The sequence below is a fragment of the Rhizobiaceae bacterium genome (assembly GCA_023953845.1).
Taxonomy (GTDB): domain Bacteria; phylum Pseudomonadota; class Alphaproteobacteria; order Rhizobiales; family Rhizobiaceae; genus Arvimicrobium.
Genome location: JAMLJC010000001.1, coordinates 3,298,631 through 3,314,237, shown reverse-complemented (window position 1 = coordinate 3,314,237; position 15,607 = coordinate 3,298,631). Strand labels below are relative to the sequence as shown.

Sequence of the window (15,607 nt, the reverse complement as noted above, 5' to 3'; positions counted from 1 at the left end):
TGGTTAGCGTCCGGTTCACACCGCGCGGCTGATGCAGAATTCTATGACCTCGATCAGGGCCGCCTTCTGCGGCGTCGCCGGCAGCGGCGCCAGCGCGTCGCGTGCGATCTCGCCGAAGTGGCGGGCACGGCCGACCGTGTCGGCGATGGCGCCGTGGCGCGTCATCAGGCCCACCGCCTTTTCCAGCGCGGCGTCGTCGGTCTCGTTGTCCTCGATCGCCGCCTTCCAGAACGCACGCTCGGCCGCGGTGCCGCGGCGATAGGCCAGGATCACGGGCAGCGTCACCTTGCCCTCGCGGAAATCGTCGCCGACATTCTTGCCGAGGTCAGCGCTGTTGCCGCCATAGTCCAGCGCGTCGTCGATGAGCTGGAAGGCAAGGCCGAGATTCATGCCGTAGGAGCGCAGCGCCGCGCGGTCGTTGCGGGAGGCGCTGGCGATGACTGGGCCGACCTCCGCCGCAGCCGAAAACAGCGCGGCCGTCTTGGCCTTGATGACGGCGAAATGCTCATCCTCGGTGGTTTCGAGGTTCTTGGCGGCCGCAAGCTGCATCACCTCGCCCTCGGCGATGATGGAGGCAGCCGTGGACAGGATGTCCAGCGCGTCGAGCGAACCCACGTCGACCATCATGCGAAAGGCCTGGCCGAGCAGGAAATCGCCGACCAGAACGCTTGCCTGGTTGCCCCAGATCATGCGCGCCGTCTTCTTGCCGCGCCGCAGGTCGCTCTCGTCCACGACATCGTCATGGAGAAGCGTCGCGGTGTGCATGAATTCGACGCTGGTGGCGAGCTTCACATGGCCGTCGCCGGCATAGCCGAACATCTGGGCGGCGGCGAGCGTCAGCATCGGACGCAGGCGCTTGCCGCCCGACGAGATCAGATGGTTGGCGACTTCCGGGATCATTTCCACGTCGGAGCCGGCCTTGGACAGGATCAGCTCGTTGACCCGCCCCATATCCTTGGCGGTGAGGTCGATCAGCGGCTTGATCGATGCCGCCTCGCGCTTTCCGCCCTCGAGATTGACGACTACGCCCACACTCGTTCTCCGCTCTCTTTCGGCGCTTTGATCGCACCGCGCCGCCCAAGAGTCTAGGGGAAGCCCGGCGCGGCGCACAGATGGCGAATTGGCGCGCATTGCAACTCGGCGCGCAACCTGCCACGCTGACGGCATGATCGAGCTTCTGCGCACCAACGACGCCGTCGTGATTTCCTTCGTCCAGTCGCTGCTGCGCGACGCCGGCATCGACTGTCTGGTAGCCGACCAGAACATGAGCGTGCTCGACGGCTCGATCGGCATCCTGCCGCGCCGCATCCTCGTGCCGGATACTGAAGCGACAGAAGCAAGGGCGATCCTCGCCGACGCGGGTATAGCGAACGAGATACGGGAAGGCTGAAGCGGCTAGCAGGCGGCAGGTCGATGATCTCACCAGCGACCCCTCTCCGCCTCGCTTCGCTCGGCACCTCTCCCCAGAGGGTCGAGGAACCCAAGCTGGAGAAGCGCCGGCATAGCGGAAAGATCGTGACCGCAGTTCCTCGCCCCTCTGGGGAGAGGTGGTTCGCGAAGCGAACCGGAGAGGGGTTGGAAAAAGCAAACACGAAGCCCCTCCGATGACCTCCGACACCACCCTCGACGCCTTCCACAGGGGCAATTTCTGGCTGGTGCAGCCGGCGAAGGGCGGGCATCGGGCCGGCATGGACGCGATGATGCTGGCAGCCGCGGCACCTGCCGGTTTCGCCGGGCGGCTCGCCGATTTCGGCGCTGGCGCGGGCGCGGCCGGGCTTGCCGTCGCGTCGCGCTGTCCGTCGTCGCAGGTGGTGCTGGTGGAGCGTTCCCCGGAGATGGCCGCGTTCGCGCGGCAGACCCTCGCCCATCCCGCCAACAACCATCTTGCCGGGCGCGTGGACCTTCTCGAAGCCGACGTCACGTTGACAGGCAAGGCGCGGGTTGCGGCAGGACTTGGCGACGGGACATTCGACTTCGCCATCATGAACCCGCCCTTCAACGTCAAGGCCGACCGCGCGACGCCCGATATCCTGAAGCGCAGTGCGCATGTCATGGATGATGGATTGTTCGAAAGCTGGCTGCGCAGCGCAGCTGCCGTGGTGAAACCGCGCGGCGGACTGGCGATCATCGCTCGCCCGGTATCGCTCGCACCCCTGCTCGCCGCCCTCGAAGGCCGCTTCGGCGGCGCGGAAATCGTGCCTGTCCATCCGCGCGCCGACCAGAAGGCGATCCGCATCATCGTCAGGGCCGTGCGCGGATCGCGCGCGAGCCTGACCTTGAGCCCGCCGCTCGTGCTGCATGACGAAGGCGACCGCTTTTCCGCCCGGGCCGATGCGATCAACAATGGCCGCGCCTCGCTTTTCGGCGATTGACGGACTTTGGCGACAACGGATCGACGAAACGCCACGCAGCCATTGCGCACGGCCTGTAATCCACTACATCAGAAAAACCGAAGCGGAGACAGTTTCCTTGAAGCGTTTCTTCAGACGCCTGCTGCCCAGATGGATGCGCAGCGACGCCGTGACAATCCCGGTCGTCCGCCTGAACGGCACGATCATGAGCGGCGGCGGCCCCTTGCGCCAGACGCTGTCGCTCGCCTCGACCGCCGGCCTGCTGGAAAAAGCCTTCTCCATGGAGGCGCCGGCCGTCGCCATCTCGATCAATTCGCCAGGCGGTTCCCCGGTGCAATCCCGCCTTGTTTTCAAGCGCATACGCGATCTTGCGAAGGAAAAGAATCGGACGGTTCTCATGTTCGTCGAGGATGTCGCGGCATCCGGCGGCTACATGATCGCGATCGCCGGCGACGAGATCTTCGTCGATCCCTCGTCCATCGTCGGCTCGATCGGCGTCATCTCCTCCTCATTCGGCTTCACCGAGCTGATGGAAAAGATCGGCGTCGAGCGGCGCGTGCACACGGCCGGCAGGAACAAGTCGATCCTCGATCCCTTCCAGCCGGAAAAGCAGGAGGACGTCGAGCGGCTGAAGGCGCTCCAGCTCGAAATCCACGATGTCTTCATCGATCTCGTCAAGTCGCGGCGCGGCGCGAAGCTCAAGGACGACCCCGACATCTTCACCGGCCTGTTCTGGGCCGGCCAGCGGGCGGTGGAACTGGGGCTGGCCGACGGGCTGGGCGACATGCGCGCGGTGCTCAAGGAACGTTACGGCGAGAAGACGCGGCTGCGGCTCGTATCCGCGCCGCGCGGCCTTTTCGGCCGCAAGTTCAATCTGTTTGGCGTCCGCGGCGAAGCGGAAGCGGGCGGCATAGCGGGCGCGGCGGCGTCCGGGCTGATCCAGGCGATAGAGGACCGCGTGCTTTGGGCTCGGTTCGGACTTTGAGAATTGGGAAAAGCGGTTTAATCTAGCCGCTTGACCCGACGTGGCCGGCATATCGCCGGCGGTGGTGGGAGATGTTCATGCCGCAGCTCATTTTCTTCGCGGTGATCGGGATCGCCGCATATTTCGGATACCGCGCCTTCGTGCGCGAGGCGGAGCGCGTCACCGCCAAGGTGCGCCGCGAGGAGCGGCAGGCTCGCACGGGCGCGAACGGCACGCTGGTGCAGGACCCCGCCACCGGCGAATACCGCGTCGCCAAGGATTGATCGCAGTTCTTTCGTGGACCAGCAGACCAGTTCGCTCGCGCATCTGGCACCGGCGAAGATCAACCTCGCCCTGCATGTGACAGGGCAGCGCGCCGACGGCTATCACCTGCTCGAAAGCCTTGTCGTCTTCACCCGCTTTGGCGACCGGGTGACGGTCGAGCCGGCCGGGGAGGACGGGTTTGTCGTCACCGGTCCCTATGCTGCGGATGTTCCGGCAGATAGTAGCAATCTGATGATCCGGGCGCGCGACGCGTTGCGGGAGGCTGCACACCACCCCGAACCCGTCAGGATCACCCTCGAAAAGAACCTGCCCGTCGCGTCGGGTGTCGGCGGCGGCTCCAGCGACGCGGCCGCCGTATTGCAGGCCCTCGACCGCCACTGGCATCTCGATCTTGGCGGGGCGAAACTCGCCGGCATCGCCGTTTCGCTCGGTGCTGACGTGCCCATGTGCCTGGCCGCAACGCCGCTGGTCGCGCGCGGCATCGGCGAGGTGCTTTCGCCCGTCGACGATTTTCCGGCGCTCGCCCTCGTGCTCGTCAATCCCGGCACCTCGGTCTCGACCGCCGACGTATTCGGCAGGCTGCAGCGGCGCGACAATCCGCCCTTGCCGGCGCTGCCCGCACATTTCGATTTCCATACGATCCGCAACTGGCTCGACATCACCCGCAACGATCTGGAAGCCCCTGCCCGCTCGATCGATCCCACCATCGGCGTGGTCCTCGCCGCTCTGGACCGCGCCGGCTCGGGCTTCTCGCGCATGTCGGGCTCGGGCGGAACCTGCTTCGGCCTGTTCGAAACCAACAATGTGGCCAAGCGCGCCGCCGCCGCCATTCGCAGCCGTCATCCGGAATGGTTCGTGGCCGCGACACGCAGTATTCCCTCGGGAACCGGACAATGATGGCACGCATGGACGAGACACGCCCCTTCATGCCTGTGGGCATCGCTGTTCTGACGGTGTCCGACACCCGTTCGCTGGCGGACGACAAATCCGGCCAGACGCTGGCTGACCGCATCGTCGAAGCTGGACACGTCCTTGCCGCGCGCGACATCGTCACCGACGACATCGAAAGGATCAGGGAAAGGGTGCTGGGCTGGTCGAGGGACCCCGAGATCGACGTGGTGATCACCACCGGCGGCACCGGCTTTACCGGCCGCGACGTGACGCCGGAGGCGCTGGAGCCGATCTTCGAGAAGCGCATGGACGGCTTTTCGGAGGTCTTCCACCGCATCTCCTACGACAAGATCGGCACGTCCACGATCCAGAGCCGCGCGACCGGCGGCGTCGTCAACGCCACCTTCGTCTTCGTCCTGCCGGGCTCCCCCGGTGCCTGCAAGGACGCCTGGGACAGCATCCTCAAGGCCCAGCTCGACTATCGGCACATGCCCTGCAACTTCGTGGAGATCATGCCGCGGCTGGACGAACACCTGCGGCGCGGCGGCAAGTAGCCCGGCCGCCTCAACCCGGCACGCGGCCCGAAACCGCCCACGCCACGGCGGCATAGGATCGAGGACCGTCCGCCTCTCCGTCGAGATAGGCGTCCCTGACCAGCGTACCGATGCGCTGGCGCGCCGCATCGTCGAGGGTCGCCATATATTCCGCGCCCGGGCCATCCTTTCCCGAATAAGGCGCCCAGTAGTCATCGAAACACGAAAACTCCATGCGGATCATCAGCGAGGCTTCGCGAATGTCGATGAATCCGGCCTCGCGCCAGGAGGAAGCCAATTCTCCGGGCCGCGTCATCGGCCGGGTGAAGTTTCTGGCGCGGCGGCGGGCGCCCTCCGCGTCGACGGCGGCGGCCGTATCGTAGAACATGCGGTTGGCGACGAAGCCGCCGCGCACGTCCCAGACCGTCGCCGCGACGGTCGCGCCGGGTCTGGCCACGCGCCGCAATTCGTTCACCGCGCGCTGCGGCTCGGGCACGAAGTGCAGCACCAGCATGGAAAGCACGCGGTCGAAAGTCGCCGCATCATAGGGAAGCGCGCATATGTCGGCGGCCGCGAAACTGATGCGGGGATCGGCGTTGCGCTCCGCGGCGTGTCCGACATAGATCTCCGAAAGATCGACGGCGTCGATCCAACCTCCATCCATGCGCCCGGCCAGCGAAAAGGTCAGGCTGCCGGTGCCGCAGCCCGCATCGAGCACGCGTTCGGCATCGGCCACCCCGGCGAAATCGAGAAAGGGAGTTGCTAGGCGCCTGCTCCAGCGACCCATCACCTGTTCGTAGCCGTCTCCGCTCCCCGCAACGAAGGTTGATGTCGGCTTCATTGCGTCCATCCTTCCATCCTGAGACCAGTGCACATCCTTCCGCCTTCGTCATCCTCTGGCAAGCACAGCGAAGCGGAGCGCGACCATAGAATCTATGCCGGAACGCCGATGAAGTCGCGGCAGTGCACGAACAGACGCTCCCTTAGCGCGCTGCGGTGATGATTTCGGCGGTCAGCCGCTTGGCCGACAGGCCGCGCGCCATTTCCTCCGTGCCGCGCGCCTTCAGGGCAAGAGACGCCGCCTGTCCTTTCGCAATCAGCAGCCCATTGGCCAGCGCCCGCTTCCGCGAAAAGACGCGCGCAAGAAAGGATGCCCGCGCCGCCCTCGACGGCGTGAAGCGCGCGGGCATGGACTGGCGCTCGACATGGATGAGCACCGGTTCAATCCAGCCTTCCGCAAGTCTTGCGCCGGGCTCCAGGATCAGCAGCCACTCGCTCTTTGCCTGCCTTATGGCGGCGGCGAGGCCGGCCGCGACGAGATGACAGCCCGCATGCTCCGCGACGCGGTGCGTCTGATCGGCCGAGCCACGGTCGCAAACGATCACGTCGCGCACGACACCCTCTATGGCTCCGGAAACGAGCGACGCCAGCGTGCGCGCCAATCCTTCCTCGCTGTTCTTCGTCTCGATCAGAACGGTCAGCATTCCTTACCGATTATCCGAAACGGCGGCCCGGCGCCAGTTGGGCATATCGAACCATAAAGTTCTTGCTTTGTTCTCATGATAGGAATAGGAATAATTTCATGAGACCAGCGACTCAAATCCCGAAACAGGCGCCCTGGGAACGGGCGAAGATGGAACAGATCGTGCGCGCCGATATTGCAGCTTTCGGAGCAGGACGCGCAGATATGGCAAACGCGATGATCGAAGAGAGCGGCCTGAGGGTGAGGCCCGAGCGCAACCGCGGCAGGTCCGCCGGCATCAATCCGTCGGGCAGATACGAGCCGACCGCGCGCGTGGCCTTCGACGACGGGTGGAATTCTCTCGAGGAGCTGCCGCCCTTCAAGACCGAAGTGCAGGTCGAAAAGCCGCGCACCATCATCACCCGCAACGATTCGCCGGATATTTCCTTCGACCGGTCGATAAATCCGTACCGCGGCTGCGAGCATGGCTGCGTCTACTGCTTCGCGCGCCCCACCCACGCCTATATGGGCCTGTCGCCGGGACTCGACTTCGAATCGAAGCTGTTTGCCAAGCCGGATGCGGCGCGGCTTCTGGAACGGGAACTCGGCAAACCCGGATACCAGCCGCGCACCATCGCCATCGGCACCAACACCGATCCCTATCAGCCGATCGAGAAGCAGTACCGCATCATGCGCGAGGTGCTGGAAGTGCTCGAATCGCGCCGGCATCCGGTCGGCATCGTGACCAAGTCGGCGCTGGTGACGCGCGACATCGACATCCTCGCCCGCATGGCCGAGAAGAAGCTGGCCAAGGTCGCCCTCTCGGTGACGACGCTCGACGGCAAGCTGGCGCGGACGATGGAGCCGCGCGCCTCGACCCCGTCGAAGCGGCTGGAGGCGATGCGGCGGTTGCACGAGGCCGGCATTCCGGTGTCGGTGATGGTGGCGCCGATCGTTCCGGGACTCAACGATTCGGAAATCGAGCGCATCCTGGAGTCGGCCCAGGCCCAGGGCGCGGCCGAAGCGGGCTATGTCATCCTGCGCCTGCCGCTGGAGGTCGCGCCGATCTTCAAGGACTGGCTGCTCAGGCATTATCCGGACAAGTACCGGCACGTGATGTCGCTAGTCCGCTCGATGCGCGACGGCAAGGATTACGATTCGGAGTGGAGCAAGCGGATGAAAGGCACGGGGCCTTATGCCTGGCAGATCGGCAGGCGCTTCGAGATCGCGGCCAAGCGGCTCGGGCTGAATGTGGAGAAACGCCCGCTGCGCAACGATCTTTTTCTCGGCGGAGACAGGGAGAGCGAACAACTCATCCTGATCTGAGCCGGACGTCGCCGCTGGCGCAGTCTCAGAAGAATCCCGTCCGGCCCGCCCCCAAGCCCGACGGTGTAGCCCTCCCCGCCGTTACCCCTGCGGCCGGGAAGGCCTTGCGGAGAATCGGAGCCGATGCGACCATCGTCGCTACCATGGCTCGCCGGACTTCCGATTCTCCGCCCCTCTTCGAGATGGTGATCAGACCCGACTTCTCCTTCGAGGAGGCGGCGATGCGGGATGGCCTCGCGCCTGTCGCGGGCATGGACGAGGCAGGTCGCGGACCGCTCGCCGGTCCGGTGGTGGCGGCGGCGGTCATCCTCGATCCGCAAAAAATCCCGGCAGGGCTGGACGATTCGAAGCGACTCACCTTCGCCCAGCGCGAGACGCTGTTCGACGAGATTCTGGCGAAGGCCCGGGCGGTATCCATGGCGTCGGTGGCGGCGGAGGGCATCGACCGGATCAACATACTGCGAGCCAGCCTCGAGGCCATGCGCCGCGCCGTCTGCGGCCTGCACATACGGCCCATGCTGGCGCTGGCCGACGGCCGCGACGTGCCGCCGGGCCTGCCATGCCCGGGCAAGGCGCTGATCAAGGGCGACCAGCGTTCCCAGTCCATCGCGGCGGCTTCCATCGTCGCCAAGGTGATGCGGGACCGCATGATGTGCGGATGCGGTCGCGCCGACCAGCGCTACGGCTTCGAGATCCATATGGGCTATGCGACCGAACGCCATCGCGCCGCCATCCATCTCCACGGCGCCGTGCCGAGGCTCCACCGGACCTCCTTCGCTCCGTTTCGCATACAGGCCGATCTGGAAGAGGAAGTGGCCGCCCTCGTCTGAAGGCGGCCATCGGGATCAGATGGCGACCTTAGCGTGATCGCCGAGTTTCGGCTTGGCGCCCGTCACCGCCGCCGTGAGCATGAGGATGCTCGATATCAGCAGGTTCGGGCTGTCCCACAGCTCGGCCTGATCGGGAACGAGGGTGATCAGACGGATGTCCGGGTCTTCCGCCGAATCCCACCAGGCTTTCGAAGACGCTTCGAACAGCTCCCGTATCTTGGTCCGGTCGTTCGACACGGTCGCCCTGCCGCTCATGCTGACGAACTTCATCTTGTCGGAAAATGTGATGAGCGCTTCGGGGAATTCCTCAAGCTCATCGACCTTGCCGCCGTCGACGTCGGTCAGGAAGAAGACCGAACCGGCGTCCTCGTCCACATGCGCATCCATGGGCCGCGCCTTCTGCCTCTCTCCGTCCCAGGTGACGAACATACAGAATCCGATGTCATCGGCGAGTTCCCACACCCGCTCGCGCAGCTCCTGTTCCGACTTTCCGGTATTTTCCTCGCGAGCCATGCCGCTCTCCTTGCACGCTGTTTGCAACCGGGTGCGAAACTGGCGGAAGGAGCCTTTGGTTCCGTGCCTCTGTCGGCAGATCGGCAAATGAAAAGGCCACCGCGTCGCCGCGATGGCCCCAGTCACCAGAGTTGAACGAAACGATGCTCAGTTGAGCTTCGACTTCAATTCCTGCACGGAGGAGGAGAAGAGCGCCGCATCGGCGCCTGCATCGACCTTGGTCTCCAGAATCTTGCGGGCGGCCTCGATCGCGATGTCGACGGCCGTCGAGCGGACTTCGTTCACCGCGTCACGCTCGGCCTGGGCGATCTTCTGCTCGGCCATCGCGGTGCGGCGCGCGACATACTCCTCGCTCTTCTTGTGCGCGTCCTGAACAAGAATCGCCGCTTCACGCCTGGCAGCCTCGACGATCTCCCCGGCTTCCTTCTCGGCTTCCTTCCGCTTGCGCTGGAACTCGGCCAGAAGCTGCTGGGATTCCTCGCGAAGCTTGCGGGCTTCCTCCAGCTCATTGGCGATCTTGGCGGCGCGCCCGTCCAGCGACCTGCCGATCATGCCGGGCACCTTCAGGTAGAAGATGATGGCGAGGAAGAGGACGAGAGCAACGGTGGCCCAGAATGTCGCATCCATGCCGGCTACTCCCGTGCTGCCTTGACGGCGGCGGCGATCGCCGCCTTGTCGGTCTTCCCGCTGACGAGCTGCTGAACGATCGCGGTAGCGGTATCCTCCGCGATCGAACCGACTTCCTTCATGGCCGAAGCCTTGATGGAGGCGATGCGCGCTTCCGATTCGCCGAGCTTGCCTTCAAGATCCTTCTCGATCTGCTTGCGCTGGACCTCGGCTTCCGTTTTGGCGCCGTCGCGCGCTTCCTGGCCGATGGCGTTCGCCTTGGCCCGGGCCTCGGCGAGTTCCTGCTCATAGGCGGCGATGGCCGCGTCGGCCTCCGCCTTCATGCGGGCCGCCTGATCGAGATCGCCGGCGATGCGGTCGCGGCGGACTTCGAGAATGCCACCGACCCGCGGCAGGACGACTTTCTTCAGGAAAAGGTAGAAAAGCCCGAAGGTGATGACCAGCCAGAGTATCTGGGACGGGTAGTATTGCGGGCTGAAAGGCGGAAACTCGCCTTTCGCGTGCTCGGTCGACGCATGCGTCTCCGTGGCATGTCCGGTTTCGCCGGCGGCCGCATCATGCGCCTCGCCTTCGGCCGGAGCCGCTTCCTGAGCATAGCCAGGTGTCACAAACATCGTCATCCCCTGTCCGAGGCCGGCCGCGGCAGGCGAGCCGGCCCGAGAGCGTTCCGATCGATCAGCCGAACAGCGCCAGAAGCGCGACGAGCAGCGAGAAGATGCCCAGAGCTTCCGTCACGGCGAAGCCGAAGATCAGGCGGCCGAACTGGCCGTCGGCGGCGGAGGGGTTGCGCAGCGCGCCCGCCAGGTAGTTACCGAAAATGGTGCCCAGGCCGATGCCTGCGCCACCCATGCCGAGGCATGCAATACCAGCGCCGATGTAACGTGCTGCTTCAGCTTCCATTTGTTCAACTCCTTCGTGAAACTGGAATGGCTTGTCTGGAGGCGGCGAGCCGCCCCGTGGATGATCGTCAGTGCCCCGGATGCAGGGCGTCGTTGAGGTACATGCAGGTCAGCACCGCAAAGACGTAGGCCTGCAGGAAGGCAACGAGAAACTCGAGAGCGGTCAGCGCGACGGTCATCGCCAGCGGCAGAACCGAGCCGATCACGCCGACCGCGCCCATGGCGCTGAGCGAGGTGACGAAGCCCGCGAACACCTTAAGCGTGATGTGGCCGGCGAGCATGTTGGCGAAGAGACGTACCGAAAGGCTGATCGGACGCGAAAGGAACGAAATGACCTCGATCGCCACCACCAGCGGCACCAGAATGCCCGGCACGCCCTGCGGCACGAAGAGTTTCAGGAAGCCGAAGCCGTGCTTCAGGAAGCCATAGATGATAACGGTGCCGATCACCAGAAGTGCCAGCGCGAAGGTGACGATGATGTGACTGGTGACAGTGAAGAAATAAGGGAACATGCCCCAGAGGTTCGCGACCAGCACGAACATGAAGAGCGAGAAGACCAGCGGAAAGAACTTCATGCCGTGACTGCCGGCGGCGTCGCGCAGCATGTTGGCGATGAACTCGTAGGACATTTCGGAGATCGACTGCAGGCGGCTCGGGATCAGCCCGCGCTGCGAGGTCGTCATATAAAGGAAGGCGCCGGCCGACGCCGCGGTGAGCACCATGAACAGAGAGGAATTGGTGAACGAGAAATCCATGCCGCCGATTTCGATCGGAATCAGCTTCGAGATCTGGAACTGATGGATCGGATCGTTTGCCACCTAGAGCCCTCGACAGCAGCGCCAGAGCGGCGCAGGTTTCACGTTTTCGGCGGCGTACCGCCTTTGTCTTCCGGTTGCCTGATGCCGGCTTCGGCAACCCTGCCGACCGACCTCAGGACATTCAGCACGCCGGCGCCGAAGCCCAAGAAAAGAAAGACGATCAATCCCCAGGGCGACGTACCCGCCCAGTGATCGATCACCCAACCCAGCCCCACACCAACCAAAATGCCGGCGATGAACTCGCTCGACAGTTTGAGTGCATTGCCGAACCCGGCCATTCCGCCCGACTTCGGCTTGTCAGCCTCGATCCCTTTTGCCGGCCGTCTCGCCGCAAGTATCGCGTCGAGATCACGGCGGCGGCGTTCGAGATCGCCTTCACGGCCAGCACTTCCGCTCGTTCCGGGCCTGGTATCGCCGGTTTCGCCTGGCCCGTCATTATCGGCCATCGCAACCCCCTCGCCCGGCCAGAACGTCTCCGCCTTGCCCGCTTCAAAGTCGCGCGCAACATAGTTAGCGGTCTTCCGGCAGTCAAGCCACCGGAAGGCAGTTCGTCCAAGGGATTTTTTGCTTTTATTTCCGATACTTAGCTCGGTGCGACATCATGCGCACAGATGTCGGGGATCGTCGGAGGTCAGATTCTTCCCGTTTGGCGAAGGAGACGCCCGCTAGCTCCAGCCGCCGCCATAGGTGCGGTAGAAGATGTGAAGACCGATCTTGGTCATCTTCTTCATCGTGCGCGCCCAGCCCGGGCTGACATATTGCGCATAGTAATGCGTGGACGAGCCGACCTCGGGGATGAAAATCTTGCCGGCCGTCACCGCCATGGCGATTTCCCTGGCGCGGCGGTAGTGCCACGGGCTGAGCACCCGGTCCTTGATGCCGTCGCAGGCGAAGGAGAACTGGCAGCGGTTCTTCCAGTCCTGATTCTGGTAGACGACGCCGCAGATCGAATCCGGATAGGCGGGATTGCGCACACGATTGAGCACTACCTGCGCGACGGCAGCCTGTCCGCGCGTCGATTCGCCCCGCGCCTCGAAGTAGATGGCGTTGGCGAGGCACTCCTGTTCCTTCGGCGAGAACGCCGAGGCCGGGAGAGGCGTCTCCATCCAGGCGTGGTCGCCCGGCAGCATAGGCGGGATGAAACGGCCGCCGTTCGGTTTTTCGTCGCGCAGCAGCGTCTCGAAGGGCGAGGCCTTCGCATAGTCGGGCTCGGCCGGCGCATAGGCGGTGGCGAGCACATCGGGCTTGTCGTTGGTGACGAGGTCCGCGAGATAGCTCGGGACAGCGGGATGCACCTTCTTTTCCACTGTCGGATGGAAAGCGGCGGCGATCTCGATCTCCTTGCCGGCGATGTCCGGCCTGGCGAAGGCCATCTTCAGATCGCCGTCGAGCGTCGGCCGCAGAAGCGAGCTGCTGCGCCGGAAAACCGAGCCGGCGTTGAAGGCCTTCGGCGGCGCCACCGGGACCACCTTGACGACGCGGTCGCGCTTGTCGGCGCGGTTGATGCGGGCCTCGTCGCTGCTGCCGGCGTGTTTGGCGCCCTTTGCCAGCAGCGCGACCTTGCCTATGCCGGGCATCTCGACGCCCGAACCGGATATCGATCCGGTCACGTCATCCGCATTGGCGAACGGCATCTCCGCAACATGCAGGGAGCCGGCGACGGATTTTTCGACGAAAGCGGTCCAGCGTGCGCCCTGCCCTTCGAGCCCCGAGACCATGCTGGTCATGTCCTGATAGGCGGCAACCGTCGGAAATCCGACCCAAAGGCCGAGACCAACCACCAACGGAGACAGGAAGGACCGCGCCGCAGGCAAGGCATAGGACGCCCGCCGCGCCAGACGAAATCGCTGCACGTACGCTCTCCAGGACGCAACAGAACCCCACTGAAGGGCGACAATGATGCATTAACCTTGACGAGCGGTTAACGGCCGGATTCGAGCAATATTGCAGCTGGACCGGGATTCTCAGCCGCGCTTCTTCGCCCTGCCGGCGAACGGATTGTCCGAGGTCCGCAGGGCGACGCGGATCGGAACGCCCGGCATGTCGAAGGCGTCGCGCAGATTGTTGACCAGATAGCGCACGTAGGATTGGGGCATCGCGTCGGGGCGCGAGCACGAGACGACGAAGCCCGGCGGCCGGGTCTTCGCCTGCGTCACATATTTGATCTTCAACCGGCGGCCGGCAACGGCCGGCGGCGGATGGTGCGCCAGAATGCCTTCCAGCCAGCGGTTGAGCCGGCCAGTGGAAACGCGGCGGTTCCAGACCTGATGGGTCGCGATAACGGCTTCCATCAGCTTGTCGAGGCCGCGCTCCGTTTCGGCCGAGAGAGGAACGGCACGAATGCCGCGCGCCTGCGGCAGCAGCCGTTCGGTCTTCTCGCGCAGTTCGGCAAGCACGCGCTGCGGCTCGTCGATCAGGTCCCATTTGGAGAAGGCGATGACAGGCGCCCTGCCCTCGCGGATGATCAGGTCGGCGATCTGCAGGTCCTGCTTCTCAAAGGGGATCGTCGCATCGAGCACGATGATGACGACTTCGGCGAAGCGCACGGCGCGTAGGCCATCCGACACGGAGAGCTTTTCCAGCTTTTCCTGAACCCGCGCCTTGCGACGCATGCCGGCCGTGTCGAACAGGCGGATCTTGCGGCCACGCCAGTCCCAGTCGACAGAGATCGAATCGCGCGTGATGCCGGCTTCAGGACCCGTGAGCAGGCGTTCCTCACCGATCAGCGCGTTGATGAGGGTCGACTTGCCCGCGTTCGGGCGGCCGACCACGGCGATGCGCAGCGGCCTGGTGTCGTCATAGGCCGGCTCTTCGTCATCCGGCTCGACATCCTCGCCGATCAGCACTTCGCTTTCGGCGATGAGGTCTTTGTCCTCGTCGTCCGAGCCCAGCGCACGTTCCTCGCCCAGCGCCTCCACGATGGCGTCGCGAAGATCGGGCATGCCCTGACCATGTTCGGCGGAGATCGGAACAGGCTCGCCGAGGCCGACCTCCCACGCCTCCAGCATGCCGGCGCCGGCACCGCGCGCCTCGGCCTTGTTGGCGACGAGCACGACCGGCTTGCCGGAATGCCGCACAATGTCGGCGAAGGTCTTGTCGTCGGGGAGCAGTCCGCCCTTCGCATCGATCACGAAAAGGATGATGTCGGCCTCGCTTATGGCGATCTCGGTCTGCCGGCGCATGCGGCCGGCGAGCGTTTCCGGGCCGGAATCCTCGAAACCGGCCGTATCGATGACGTCGAAGGTCAGATCGTAGAGTTTTGCTGCATGGACGCGGCGGTCTCGCGTCACGCCCGGCGTGTCGTCGACGAGCGCCAGCCGCCGGCCGACGAGCCGGTTGAACAGCGTCGACTTACCGACGTTCGGCCGGCCGATTATGGCTGCGGTGAAGCTCATGCATCACGACGCATCGCCGGAGCCGCGGATCAGTTCGGCCATCATGGTCGCCCGCTCACGGCTGTTGCGCGGCGCATTCTGATCGGCGGTGATCTGCTCGTAAAGCTTCAACGCGTCGGCGGCCTTGCCTTCCTTCCACGCGGACAGGGCCATCGCCTCACGCGCCGAGAAACGCAGCGGATTGGTGTCCGCCGCCAACGATTCCGCGCGGTTTGCGACATCGGCGTAGCTGCCATTGTCGACCAGCAGGAAGGCGGCGCGCAGCTTCGCCATGTCGCGGATAGCGACGGGAATGGAAGTGTCGGCCGCGACCGCGTCGAACTCCGCGACCGCGCCGGCGACATCGCCCTTGTCGGCAAGCACGGTGGCGGCGCGCATGCGGGCCAGCAGCGGATAGGCGCCGTAGCCATTGTCCTCGAGATCCTTGAGCGCGGCGAGCGCCTCGTCGGCCTTGTCGCTGTTGGCGAGCACCAAAGCCTGCGAGAACTTGTCGCCCGACGCATTGGCCCGCGACGTGTCCCAATAGTCGTAGGCGACCCACGCCGCCGTCGCCAGAACCACCAGTACGGCGATGGCGATGGCCGCGGGGCCATAACGATCCCAGATCGCCTGAGCCTGCTCGCGGCGCATCTCCTCGTTCACTTCGCGGATAAAGGTATCGTCCGACATGTCGTCTGCCCGTCTGCGCCCAACCGGGCCTCGCTTGAGCCCGC

General features: G+C 64.9%; 20 protein-coding genes. 8 read left to right on the top strand and 12 right to left on the bottom strand.

The window, feature by feature from the left end; translation table 11 throughout:
- Nucleotides 1-15: 15 nt before the first annotated feature.
- Nucleotides 16-1,032 (bottom strand): polyprenyl synthetase family protein, encoded by a 1,017-nt coding sequence (locus M9955_16185; GenBank protein ID MCO5083182.1) that lies wholly within the window; start codon nucleotides 1,030-1,032, stop codon nucleotides 16-18.
- Nucleotides 1,033-1,165: 133 nt separating this feature from the next.
- Between M9955_16185 and M9955_16180 the strand changes: the two genes are divergently transcribed.
- The 6 genes from M9955_16180 to moaB all read left to right on the top strand — a co-directional run bounded on the left by M9955_16180 (nucleotide 1,166) and on the right by moaB (nucleotide 5,045).
- Nucleotides 1,166-1,390, top strand: coding sequence for a DUF2007 domain-containing protein (locus M9955_16180; GenBank protein MCO5083181.1), 225 nt, complete (start codon nucleotides 1,166-1,168; stop codon nucleotides 1,388-1,390).
- 214 nt (nucleotides 1,391-1,604) lie between these two features.
- On the top strand, nucleotides 1,605-2,372 hold the full coding sequence (locus M9955_16175; GenBank protein ID MCO5083180.1) for a methyltransferase: 768 nt from the start codon (nucleotides 1,605-1,607) through the stop codon (nucleotides 2,370-2,372).
- Nucleotides 2,373-2,469: 97 nt separating this feature from the next.
- A complete protein-coding gene (locus tag M9955_16170) occupies nucleotides 2,470-3,336 on the top strand; it encodes a S49 family peptidase (protein MCO5083179.1) in 867 nt (288 codons plus the stop codon).
- A gap of 77 nt (nucleotides 3,337-3,413) precedes the next feature.
- On the top strand, nucleotides 3,414-3,599 hold the full coding sequence (locus M9955_16165; GenBank protein MCO5083178.1) for a hypothetical protein: 186 nt from the start codon (nucleotides 3,414-3,416) through the stop codon (nucleotides 3,597-3,599).
- 13 nt (nucleotides 3,600-3,612) lie between these two features.
- Nucleotides 3,613-4,497, top strand: a complete 885-nt coding sequence (locus M9955_16160) for a 4-(cytidine 5'-diphospho)-2-C-methyl-D-erythritol kinase (GenBank protein MCO5083177.1) — start codon at nucleotides 3,613-3,615, stop codon at nucleotides 4,495-4,497.
- The gene (moaB, locus tag M9955_16155; protein ID MCO5083176.1) at nucleotides 4,497-5,045 is read left to right on the top strand and encodes a molybdenum cofactor biosynthesis protein B; all 549 of its coding nucleotides are present in this window, start codon (nucleotides 4,497-4,499) and stop codon (nucleotides 5,043-5,045) included. The genes M9955_16160 and moaB overlap by 1 nt, the downstream gene beginning before the upstream one ends.
- A gap of 10 nt (nucleotides 5,046-5,055) precedes the next feature.
- Here moaB and M9955_16150 read toward each other — a convergent pair whose 3' ends face one another.
- Nucleotides 5,056-5,865 carry a class I SAM-dependent methyltransferase gene (locus M9955_16150; protein ID MCO5083175.1) on the bottom strand — a complete coding sequence of 270 codons (810 nt, stop codon included), beginning with the start codon at nucleotides 5,863-5,865 and terminating at the stop codon, nucleotides 5,056-5,058.
- Nucleotides 5,866-6,007: 142 nt separating this feature from the next.
- Nucleotides 6,008-6,508: a glycosyl transferase family 2 gene (locus M9955_16145; protein MCO5083174.1), complete on the bottom strand. Its 501-nt coding sequence runs from the start codon at nucleotides 6,506-6,508 to the stop codon at nucleotides 6,008-6,010.
- Nucleotides 6,509-6,657: 149 nt separating this feature from the next.
- Here M9955_16145 and M9955_16140 point away from each other — a divergent pair, with 149 nt between their 5' ends.
- Together M9955_16140 and M9955_16135 are read left to right on the top strand one after the other, a co-directional pair.
- Nucleotides 6,658-7,812: a PA0069 family radical SAM protein gene (locus tag M9955_16140; GenBank protein ID MCO5083173.1), complete on the top strand. Its 1,155-nt coding sequence runs from the start codon at nucleotides 6,658-6,660 to the stop codon at nucleotides 7,810-7,812.
- Nucleotides 7,813-7,955: 143 nt separating this feature from the next.
- Nucleotides 7,956-8,642 (top strand): ribonuclease HII, encoded by a 687-nt coding sequence (locus M9955_16135; protein ID MCO5083172.1) that lies wholly within the window; start codon nucleotides 7,956-7,958, stop codon nucleotides 8,640-8,642.
- A 15-nt stretch (nucleotides 8,643-8,657) separates the two neighbouring features.
- Here the strand turns inward: M9955_16135 and M9955_16130 are convergent, their stop codons facing one another.
- From M9955_16130 to M9955_16090, 9 genes are all read right to left on the bottom strand, one after another.
- Nucleotides 8,658-9,155, bottom strand: coding sequence for a pyridoxamine 5'-phosphate oxidase family protein (locus M9955_16130; protein ID MCO5083171.1), 498 nt, complete (start codon nucleotides 9,153-9,155; stop codon nucleotides 8,658-8,660).
- A 147-nt stretch (nucleotides 9,156-9,302) separates the two neighbouring features.
- Entirely contained in the window at nucleotides 9,303-9,782 is a 480-nt protein-coding gene (locus M9955_16125; protein MCO5083170.1) for a F0F1 ATP synthase subunit B, read from the bottom strand.
- A gap of 5 nt (nucleotides 9,783-9,787) precedes the next feature.
- On the bottom strand, nucleotides 9,788-10,396 hold the full coding sequence (locus M9955_16120; GenBank protein ID MCO5083169.1) for a F0F1 ATP synthase subunit B: 609 nt from the start codon (nucleotides 10,394-10,396) through the stop codon (nucleotides 9,788-9,790).
- A 61-nt stretch (nucleotides 10,397-10,457) separates the two neighbouring features.
- Nucleotides 10,458-10,682 (bottom strand): F0F1 ATP synthase subunit C, encoded by a 225-nt coding sequence (locus M9955_16115; GenBank protein MCO5083168.1) that lies wholly within the window; start codon nucleotides 10,680-10,682, stop codon nucleotides 10,458-10,460.
- 67 nt (nucleotides 10,683-10,749) lie between these two features.
- On the bottom strand, nucleotides 10,750-11,499 hold the full coding sequence (locus M9955_16110; GenBank protein MCO5083167.1) for a F0F1 ATP synthase subunit A: 750 nt from the start codon (nucleotides 11,497-11,499) through the stop codon (nucleotides 10,750-10,752).
- Nucleotides 11,500-11,537: 38 nt separating this feature from the next.
- Complete coding sequence (locus M9955_16105) at nucleotides 11,538-11,945, bottom strand: AtpZ/AtpI family protein (protein ID MCO5083166.1); 408 nt, start codon at nucleotides 11,943-11,945, stop codon at nucleotides 11,538-11,540.
- Between the two features lie 219 nt (nucleotides 11,946-12,164).
- Complete coding sequence (locus M9955_16100) at nucleotides 12,165-13,352, bottom strand: cell wall hydrolase (GenBank protein MCO5083165.1); 1,188 nt, start codon at nucleotides 13,350-13,352, stop codon at nucleotides 12,165-12,167.
- A gap of 111 nt (nucleotides 13,353-13,463) precedes the next feature.
- Nucleotides 13,464-14,894, bottom strand: a complete 1,431-nt coding sequence (gene der / locus M9955_16095; protein MCO5083164.1) for a ribosome biogenesis GTPase Der — start codon at nucleotides 14,892-14,894, stop codon at nucleotides 13,464-13,466.
- A 3-nt stretch (nucleotides 14,895-14,897) separates the two neighbouring features.
- Nucleotides 14,898-15,563, bottom strand: coding sequence for a tetratricopeptide repeat protein (locus M9955_16090; GenBank protein MCO5083163.1), 666 nt, complete (start codon nucleotides 15,561-15,563; stop codon nucleotides 14,898-14,900).
- Nucleotides 15,564-15,607 lie beyond the last annotated feature (44 nt).

What these genes read in the sequence shown, in the direction of transcription:
- moaB (MCO5083176.1), top strand. Translation starts at nt 4,497, where the DNA reads ATGGCACGCATGGACGAGACACGCCCCTTCATGCCTGTGGGCATCGCT.
- M9955_16145 (MCO5083174.1), bottom strand. Translation starts at nt 6,508, where the DNA reads ATGCTGACCGTTCTGATCGAGACGAAGAACAGCGAGGAAGGATTGGCG.
- M9955_16135 (MCO5083172.1), top strand. Translation starts at nt 7,956, where the DNA reads ATGGCTCGCCGGACTTCCGATTCTCCGCCCCTCTTCGAGATGGTGATC.
- M9955_16150 (MCO5083175.1), bottom strand. Translation starts at nt 5,865, where the DNA reads ATGAAGCCGACATCAACCTTCGTTGCGGGGAGCGGAGACGGCTACGAA.
- M9955_16140 (MCO5083173.1), top strand. Translation starts at nt 6,658, where the DNA reads ATGGAACAGATCGTGCGCGCCGATATTGCAGCTTTCGGAGCAGGACGC.
- M9955_16105 (MCO5083166.1), bottom strand. Translation starts at nt 11,945, where the DNA reads ATGGCCGATAATGACGGGCCAGGCGAAACCGGCGATACCAGGCCCGGA.
- M9955_16090 (MCO5083163.1), bottom strand. Translation starts at nt 15,563, where the DNA reads ATGTCGGACGATACCTTTATCCGCGAAGTGAACGAGGAGATGCGCCGC.
- M9955_16175 (MCO5083180.1), top strand. Translation starts at nt 1,605, where the DNA reads ATGACCTCCGACACCACCCTCGACGCCTTCCACAGGGGCAATTTCTGG.
- M9955_16180 (MCO5083181.1), top strand. Translation starts at nt 1,166, where the DNA reads ATGATCGAGCTTCTGCGCACCAACGACGCCGTCGTGATTTCCTTCGTC.
- der (MCO5083164.1), bottom strand. Translation starts at nt 14,894, where the DNA reads ATGAGCTTCACCGCAGCCATAATCGGCCGGCCGAACGTCGGTAAGTCG.
- M9955_16165 (MCO5083178.1), top strand. Translation starts at nt 3,414, where the DNA reads ATGCCGCAGCTCATTTTCTTCGCGGTGATCGGGATCGCCGCATATTTC.
- M9955_16120 (MCO5083169.1), bottom strand. Translation starts at nt 10,396, where the DNA reads ATGTTTGTGACACCTGGCTATGCTCAGGAAGCGGCTCCGGCCGAAGGC.
- M9955_16115 (MCO5083168.1), bottom strand. Translation starts at nt 10,682, where the DNA reads ATGGAAGCTGAAGCAGCACGTTACATCGGCGCTGGTATTGCATGCCTC.
- M9955_16125 (MCO5083170.1), bottom strand. Translation starts at nt 9,782, where the DNA reads ATGGATGCGACATTCTGGGCCACCGTTGCTCTCGTCCTCTTCCTCGCC.
- M9955_16130 (MCO5083171.1), bottom strand. Translation starts at nt 9,155, where the DNA reads ATGGCTCGCGAGGAAAATACCGGAAAGTCGGAACAGGAGCTGCGCGAG.